At 75.5% G+C, this 7,508-nt stretch carries 4 protein-coding genes and 1 pseudogene; all 5 read left to right on the top strand.

Translation table 11 applies throughout. From position 1 onward, the window contains the following. A pseudogene (locus tag ACFU7Y_RS35770) lies at nt 1–3,075 on the top strand (hypothetical protein); the annotation flags it as partial. A 99-nt stretch (nt 3,076–3,174) separates the two neighbouring features. Beyond that, nucleotides 3,175–3,597, top strand: coding sequence for a hypothetical protein (locus ACFU7Y_RS35775; protein WP_380770853.1), 423 nt, complete (start codon nt 3,175–3,177; stop codon nt 3,595–3,597). Continuing rightward, nucleotides 3,594–4,433 (top strand): nucleotide exchange factor GrpE, encoded by an 840-nt coding sequence (locus tag ACFU7Y_RS35780; RefSeq protein WP_380770854.1) that lies wholly within the window; start codon nt 3,594–3,596, stop codon nt 4,431–4,433. Before ACFU7Y_RS35775 ends, ACFU7Y_RS35780 begins: the two co-directional genes overlap by 4 nt. A 31-nt stretch (nt 4,434–4,464) precedes the next feature. Then, nucleotides 4,465–7,032 (top strand): Hsp70 family protein, encoded by a 2,568-nt coding sequence (locus tag ACFU7Y_RS35785; RefSeq protein ID WP_224281204.1) that lies wholly within the window; start codon nt 4,465–4,467, stop codon nt 7,030–7,032. Beyond that, nucleotides 7,029–7,352, top strand: a complete 324-nt coding sequence (locus ACFU7Y_RS35790) for a hypothetical protein (RefSeq protein ID WP_380770855.1) — start codon at nt 7,029–7,031, stop codon at nt 7,350–7,352. The genes ACFU7Y_RS35785 and ACFU7Y_RS35790 overlap by 4 nt, the downstream gene beginning before the upstream one ends. Nucleotides 7,353–7,508 lie beyond the last annotated feature (156 nt).

A 7,508-nucleotide genomic window follows, 5' to 3' on the forward strand; every position in this document is an offset into this window, starting at 1 on the left:
CCCGACTGGCGCCCCGCCCGGGTCCGGCTCGGCGCCGCCCTGCTCGCCGCCGGGCAGGCCGAGGAAGCCGAACCGATCCTGCGCGCCGAGGCCGACACCGACCCGGGCACCCGCTGGACCGCCATCGCCGCCTTCCACCACGGCCTCGCCCTCGCCCGCACCGACGACCCGGCCGGCGCCCTCGCCCGCTGGGAGGCACTGGCTGACGAGGAGCTGAACCCTCGCCGGGCCCTGGCCCGCGACCGGCTCGCCCGCACCCGGCTGGCCACCGACCCGACGGCCGCCCGCGAACTCTGGCAGCAGGCCACCGCCGAGCACCCGGCCGCCCCCGGCTACCGCGCCGCGCTGCGCGAAGCCGCCCTGCGCGAGGCCGCCCACCTCCTGGTCACCGGCCGCGACCACGCCGAACCGCGCCGCCGCGCCGCCGCCGCGCTCGCCCTCGCCGACACCCTGCCCGGCGCCCTCACCCACCGCCAGGCCCGGCTGCGTGCCGCCCTCGCCCTGGCCGAAGGCACCCCGGAGCCGGTCACCGCCCTGCTCGACGCCGGCAGCGGCCGGCGCGACCGCTACCACCTGGCCGCCGTCGCCCTGCTGGCGGGCCGTCCGGCCCGGACGATCGCCCTGCTCGGCCCGCCCGACCCGGCCGGCGACCCGGCGACGGCCCGGCTGCGTGCCCTGCTCGCCGAACGAGCGGGCAACTGGGCCGCCGCCCTGGACTGGTACCGGAACTTCCTCCAGGCCGGCGCCGCCCCCACCGGGGCGCCGACCGGCGACTGCGCGCTCTGCGACCGCCCCGCCACCGGCACCTGCGGTGGCTGCGGCCGTGAGGCCTGCACCGACCACCAGCACGCCCCCGAAGCCGCCGCCTCGCCCCGCTGCGTGCGCTGCGCCGCCCCCGCACTGCGCGCCGTCCTCGACTGCGCCCGCCGGGCCGGCACCCCCGAGCAGGCCGAGCCCGTGCTCGCCCGCTGGGCCGAGGTGCTCGGCGACGGCGCCGCCGCCGCGCCCGTCCGGCTCGACCTCGCCCTGCTGCGCGCCGAACTCGGCCGGCTGGACGAGGCCCTGGCCGGCCTGCCCGCGGACGCCCGGACGGCCCGCGCAGCCGTCCTGGTCCGCCGGGCCGGCGCCGCCCTGGACGCCGGCCGGCCCGGCCCGGCCGCCGTCGACCTGCGTCAGGCCCTCGGACTCGCCCCCGGTCACGAGACACCCGGTCACGAGAGCACCGGCCGTGAGACACCCGGCCACGAAAGCACCGGCGACGAGCTCCCCGGCCACGAGCGGGTGGCCGGCGCGCTCGTCCTGCTCGCCGAACACGAGGCGCACCAGGCCGCCGCCGACGGCCGCCACCGGGAGGCCTGGGAGGCCTACCGCGAGCTGCTGCTCAAGGACCCGGCCCACCCCCGGCTGCTGCACGCGCTCGGCCTGGCCGGCTACCGGCTCGCCGCCGGCTCCGACACGTCCGACGAGGAGGTCTGGGCCTGGACGCTCGGCAGCCTCGTCGCCGCCCTGCACCAGCCCGAGCTGTGGGCCGAGTCCGCCCGGATCACCGGCCGCACCGCCGAGCCCCAGCGGCTCGCCGCCGCCCGCACCGGACTGCTCGACCGCCTCCGCGACGACCTGCGCGCCCTGGACCGGACCGCCGGGCGCAGCGGCGACGAGGTCACCGCCTGGACGCTGCGCCTCGGCCTGGAGGCGCACTGCGCGGACGCCTTGGCCCAGGAGGACGTCCGGATCACCCTGCCCGGCCGCCCGACCCGCCGCCTCGCACTCGGCCCGGCCCTCGACCGGCTGCTGCGCGCCGAGCCCGGATCCGCCGGCTGGGCCGAGGCCTTCGAGCAGGCCGTCCGGCCCTGGCGTCGGCCCGCCGACGCCGACGCGCCCGCGCCCACCCGGGCCCTCGGCCTGTTCGGCGACCTCGGCGCGCAGCGCTACCTGCAACTCCAGGGCCGGCAGGCGGCCGCCGTCGCCGCCCTGGACGCGGTGCCCGAACAGCGGCGAGGCGAGGACTGGCAGGCCCTGCTCGGCGAGTCGCTGGTCAGCCAGGCCCGCGAGCACCACCGCAACCAGGACTGGCGCGAGGCCCTGGACAGCCTCACCCGCGCCCGGGCCGTCCCCGGCGCCCGGCTGCCCGCCGACGCTGCCGCGATCGCCGCCGAGTCCGGCGTCCGGGCCGCCCGCGCGCTGCTCAAGAACAGCCTGGACGACCAGGCCGGAGCCGCCGAACTCCTGGAGAAGGCACTGGTGTTGGCACCCGACGACCCCGAGGTGCGGGGCGACCTCGGCGCCACCTACGCCCAGTGGGCACGCAAGATCAACAACGAGGACAAGGACTACCCCCGCGCCCTCGCCCTCCTGGAGAAGAGCCTGGAACTGGTCCCCGGCGACCCGACCGCCCGGCACTTCCTGGAGGCCGCCCTCGGCAACCGGGCCGGCCAGCTCAGCCGCCCCGACGCCACCGACGCGGAGCTGGAGGAGGCCGCCGAGGCCTGGCGGGCGCTGATCGAACTCAACCCCGACCCGGACAACCGGCTCGGCCTCGCCTTCGTGCTGCGTCACCTCGCCCGCTCTGCCGCCTTCGCCGACGACCGCCGGCGCGCCGTCGAGTGGATGGCCGAGGCGCTGCGGGCCGACCCGGAATGGGAGGGCGGGGTCGACCGCGAGGCCCCGCGCCGGGTCTCGGTGATGCTCGCCAACCACGTGATGGACGCCATGCAGGACCAGCCGTTCACCGACCAGGCCGCGATGCTCCAGAAGGCCAGGTCCTACGACGACTCCACCGACATCCGACGGCTGATGGTCAGCGTCTGGCGCGGCAAGGCCATCGGCCACTACGACGGCCACCGCTACCGCGCGGCGATCAAGCTGCTGGAGGAGGCTCTCGAACTCTCCGGCACTCCGGAGGACACCGACAAGCTGCACCGCGAACTCGGCATCGTCTACGGCTCGTTCGCCGTCCAGCGGGCCAACGCCCGGCAGCTGCGCGAGGCCCGCGACCTGGCCCGCAAGGCCGTCGAGCACAGCCCGGACGACATCGAGCTGCACGCGATGCAGATGCGGATCAACTCGCTCTACTGACGGCAACCGCACGGCAGTTGGCGTCGTCCTAGACCGTACGCCGCAGCCGTGCCGGCACCCGCGCCGTCCCCGCCGCCGTGAGGAGAGAGACCGCCCGCCATGCCACTGCACGAACCGTCGCCGTACGAGGTCCTGGGCATCCCGCTCACGGCCGGCGTGCGCGAGATCAACCTCGCCGTCGGACCGGCGATGCGGGCCGGCCGGTACAGCCGCCAGCAGATCCAGGAGGCCGCCGCGCTGCTGCGCAACCCGGACCGGCGCCTGGAGGCGGACCTCCAGCAGCCCCTCCCGCCGGAGCCGGTCGACCAGGCCGCCGAGCTGCTGGCCCCCGCGCTCGCCGAACCGCTGCTGGTGATCGAGCGCCCGCCGCTGCCGCCCGCCGCCCTGCCCGCCCTCCACCGCGCCGAGCTGGCCGCCGACTTCGCCGAGCCGGCCCCCGGCGGCGCCGACCCCGAACCGCCCGTCCCCGCCCGCTACGCGGCTGACCTGTCCGTGCTGCCGCAGATCGAGGTTCCGGAATGACCGACGCACCCACCGACGTACCCACCGACGTACCCGCCGCCTCCCTGCTCGACGGCCGTCGGCGGCTGGAGGTCCCGCCCGGCGTCGAGGACGTCGACCTGGAGCAGGCGTTCGGCCGGCTGCTCTTCCGGGCGTCCCTGCTGGGGGGCAAGCTGACGGAGCAGAAGCAGGCCGCCCGGGCCGAGCAGCGCGAACTGCTGGGCATCCTGGTCGAGGTGGACGACGCGCTCGCCGCGCTCCGCCTGAACCCCGAACTGGTGGCGCTCGGGCGCGGCGACGGCCTGGAGGCCACCCGGCGGCGGCTGCTCGGGCAGCTCGCCAAGGCCAGGGTGCGGCCGATGCGCCTGGAGGGCATGACGGCCGACCCGGACCTGACCGAGATCGTGGGCACCGAGGCCAGGTCCGGGGTGGCGCCGGAGACGGTGGTGCGGACGGTGGTGACCGGGTTCTTCTGGGGGGACGAGGTGCTGCGCCGGGCCCAGGTGGTGGTCGCCGCACCGGAGCCGGATCCGGACCCCGAACCGCAGGACGGGCCGGCGGTGGCCTCGACGGAGGCGGACCCCGCGCTCCCGGAGCCGGCGGGCGTCGAACCGGGGACACCCGAGGTCACCGCGGCCGTCGAGCCCGTCGAGTCAGTCGAGCCCGAGAGGTCCGAGGCCGTCGAGGCGGAGGCGCCCGGGACACCCGGGACACCCGGGAAGCCCGAGGCCGTCGAAGCCGTCCCGCCCGCCACCACCACCGCCGCGACGGCCACCCGCGCCCAGCCCAAGGCGGCCCCGCCCCGGGCCCGCCGCCGGGGCAAGGCCGTGGCCAAGCAGGCCAAGCGCAAGAAGTAGCCAGGACCACGAGGGGCAAGAGGGGAACGACATGTACCGCACACTCGGCATCGACCTGGGCACCACCAACTCCGTGGTCGCCCACCTGCGCCGGGGCGAGCCGGAGATCATCTTCAACCGGCAGAACCAGGAGGCCACGCCCTCCGTGGTCGGCAGCGGCCGCAAGGGCGAGCTGCTGGTGGGCTCCACCGCGCGCAGCCGGATCGCCATCGACGGCGCCAACGTGATCCGCTCGGTCAAGCGCTTCATGGGCCGCAAGTTCAAGGACCCGCAGGTCCAGGCGGCCCTGAAGGAGGTGGACTACAAGGTCACCGCGGGCACCGACGGCGACGTCAACGTCTGGTTCAACGGCCGCTCGTACACCCCGATCGAGATCTCCGCGATCATCCTGCACCGCCTCAGGGAGGACGCCGAGCAGCGCTTCGGCGAGCCCTTCCACCGGGCCGTGATCACCGTCCCCGCGTACTTCGGCGAGCGGCAGGTCGCGGCCACCCAGGAGGCGGGCCGGATGGCCGGCCTGCACGTGCTGCGGATCATCAACGAGCCGACCGCCGCCGCCCTCGCCTACGGCATCACCTCCGAGGCGGGCGACGAGGGCAGGACCGTCCTGGTCTACGACCTCGGCGGCGGCACCTTCGACATCTCCATCCTGCTGCTGGTGCCCGGATCGGTCTCGGTGCTCGGCATCGAGGGCGACAACCTGCTCGGCGGCGACGACTTCGACCGCGGGATCACCACCGCGCTGCTGGAGGACATCCGGGAGGAGTACGGCTCGGAGTACCAGCCCGACCTGCGTGACCGTCCGAAGATCGCCGCCACCGCCGAGACCATCAAGATCGAGCTCTCCAACCAGGAGTCCTCCGAGGTCATCCTGCCGGGTCTGGGCGCCGGGCAGCTGGTGCTGGAGACGGAGTTCGAACGGGCCCGCTTCGAGGAGCTGATCGAGGCCCGGATCGAACGCACCATCGAGCTGACCCACAAGGCCATCATGCAGGCCAACCTGACCGTCGGGGACATCGACGAGGTGGTGCTGGTCGGCGGCTCGACCGCGATCCCGCTGGTCGCCCGCCGGCTCGGCGAGGTGTTCGGCCCCCGCCGGATCCGGCGCGGCGTCAACCCGATGCAGTGCGTGGCGCTCGGCGCGGCCGTGCAGTCCGCGCTGGTCGGCGAGGTGGAGTGCCCCGAGTGCCGGGCCCCCGGCGACCTGTCCGCCTCCAACTGCGCCAACTGCGCCACCACCCTGCTCGGCGGCGCCCGGGTCTCCTGCCCGACCTGCCACATCCCGGTCGACGCCGACGCCGCCGCCTGCCCCAAGTGCGAGCAGGCCCTGGACGGTTCGGGCGGCGGCGCGACGATCCCGCAGCAGACCCGGGCCACCACCGTGGTGCGCGGTGACAACTGCCCGCGCTGCGGCACCCCGGCCGCCCCCGGCGTCACCGCCTGCGAACTGTGCGGCGAGCCGCTCAACTCGGCCGCCCCCGGCCACACCAGGGTGGCCACCAGCGCCGCCGAGGACGTCGGCCTGCGCTGCGCCGCCTGCGGCGTGGTCAATCCGCCCGGCTGCGAGGTCTGCCCGGGCTGCGGCGAGCTGGCGCAGGTCACCAACCCGTTCGACATCACCCCGAAGAACCTCGGCATCGAGCTGAACGACGGCCGCCTCGCCGTCATCATCCCCAAGAACACCAGCTACCCGACGAGTTCGCCGGTGAGCCGGGAGTTCGTGGTCTCCGGCAGCGGCCGGCAGCGGCTGGAGGTGGCGGTCTACGAGGGCGAGCACGAGATCGCCCAGCAGAACGAGCTGATCGGCCACCTCACCCTGAGGCTTCCCGAGGGCCTGGGCGGCCGCACCCCGGTGGAGGTCTCCTTCGGCCTCGACCGGGACCGCACCATCACCCTGTCGGTGCGGATCCAGGGCGGCGCCGAGAAGACCGTCAAGCTGGAGCGGGTCACCCTCGACCCCGAGCTGAAGGTGCAGGTCGAGGAGCAGCAGCGGCAGGTCGAGTCCTTCACCGACCGCTGGGGCGGCGAGCTGACCGAGGCCGAGATGCGTGAGACGCAGCGGCTGATGGACACCCTGGACGACCTGGCGGCCGGGCAGACCCGCGGCCAGTCGGTGGACGCGGCGCTGGAGCGGGCCCAGCAGCAGCTCAAGGCCCAGCGCTGGGTGCGCGGCTCCGAGGCGTACCTGAGCCTGTTCATCCACTACTGCGAGAAGCACCTCGACCCGAGCGACCTGGACCGGCTGCGGTCGGTGGCCGCCGAGCTGCGGCTGCGCCGCGAGGCCGCCGACTGGGAGGGCGCGATGCGCGCGGCCCGGAAGGCGGACGAGCTGTGCGACTCGCTCGGGCACACCATGCGGATGCTCACCATGTGCAACGTCTACGTGACCCAGAACATGGTCTCGCCCGCCCTGGCCCAGCTGATCATGGCCGAGCTGCGCGGGCTGGACGCGGCGGTGGAGGCGCCCAACATGGCGGACGTCAACCGGCACATGTCGAACCTGCTGGCCCTGTACGCGCAGGCGGAGCGGGAGCTGGGCAGCGAGCCGGCCCAGGAGTCGCTCGGCCCGGTCCGGCCGGAGGAGGCGGGGCCGCGATGAGCGCCGTGGACGCCTTCTCGGGGGCCCCCGAGGTGCTGTGCCCGCTGTGCAGGGTGCCGGCGGATCCGCAGGCCCTGCGCTGCGCCTCCTGCCGGGAGGACCTGTCGGTGCTGTTCCGGCTGCGTTACGCCGGACGGATCGACTACAACCGGGCGCTGGACGCCCTGGCGGCCGGGGACCGGGCGCTCGCCCTCGGGCTGCTGCACCGTGCGGTGGCGGCCGAGCCGGGGCTGCACCCGGCCCGGGAGCTGCTGGAATCACTGAGCGTCGCCGCTCCGGCGGCCGCGGCGCCGGCGGGTCGGGAGGGCGACACGCCCTAGGTCGGGGCAATCCCGGCGCGCCGAGGAGCGGATCGCTTGTGATCGAGGGCGAGTGTGATCGGCACACTTGAAATCGCCACCCTCACAAGGAGTGTCGCAATGCGTATGCGCACCACCCTCGCCGCCACCGCCCTCACCGCGGCGGCGGTCCTCGCC

Origin of the sequence: Kitasatospora sp. NPDC057542, from assembly GCF_042801945.1 — a bacterium.
Lineage (GTDB): Bacteria > Actinomycetota > Actinomycetes > Streptomycetales > Streptomycetaceae > Kitasatospora.

What these genes read in the sequence shown, in the direction of transcription:
- ACFU7Y_RS35775 (WP_380770853.1), top strand. Translation starts at nt 3,175, where the DNA reads ATGCCACTGCACGAACCGTCGCCGTACGAGGTCCTGGGCATCCCGCTC.
- ACFU7Y_RS35780 (WP_380770854.1), top strand. Translation starts at nt 3,594, where the DNA reads ATGACCGACGCACCCACCGACGTACCCACCGACGTACCCGCCGCCTCC.
- ACFU7Y_RS35785 (WP_224281204.1), top strand. Translation starts at nt 4,465, where the DNA reads ATGTACCGCACACTCGGCATCGACCTGGGCACCACCAACTCCGTGGTC.
- ACFU7Y_RS35790 (WP_380770855.1), top strand. Translation starts at nt 7,029, where the DNA reads ATGAGCGCCGTGGACGCCTTCTCGGGGGCCCCCGAGGTGCTGTGCCCG.